At 69.2% G+C, this 383-nt stretch carries 1 protein-coding gene; it reads right to left on the bottom strand.

All coding sequences use genetic code 11. The annotated features are described in order from the left end of the window. Positions 1 to 383 (bottom strand): transposase (locus tag ACYQ8L_RS18650; protein WP_459943320.1); only part of this gene is annotated, 383 nt, incomplete at both ends.

Below are 383 nucleotides of genomic sequence, written 5' to 3'. Positions count from 1 at the left end.
CGCTCGGCCGGGTGCCGAACCGGCGCCCCCGGGCCCACGAGCACCTTTTGCCCCAGCAGTCGCAGAAGGTTGTAGGCCACCACCCCCAACGCCACCACCAGCGCGTTCGTCCGAAACTTCCCCGACGGCAACCGCTCCAGGTTCAGGTCGGTTTTGAACTCGCTGTGGAACTGCTCGCTTGTCCCCCGGCCGTTGTACGCCTTGGCGACCTCTTCCCCGGGCAACTCCACCGAGGTCCACCAGCCCTCGATCTCGATCTCCGGGGTCAACAGAAGCTGCCCGTGCCGGTCGGCCTCCCGGCGCACCAGCCGCACCACGCGCCGAAATCGCAGGGTGCGCCCCTGCCAGCGGCGCTCCACGATCTCGTCGATCCACGCCGTGCG

The organism is Deferrisoma palaeochoriense, from assembly GCF_054656955.1.
The sequence above is the reverse complement of the archived record's forward strand: the minus strand, read 5'-3'. Positions and strand labels throughout refer to the sequence as shown.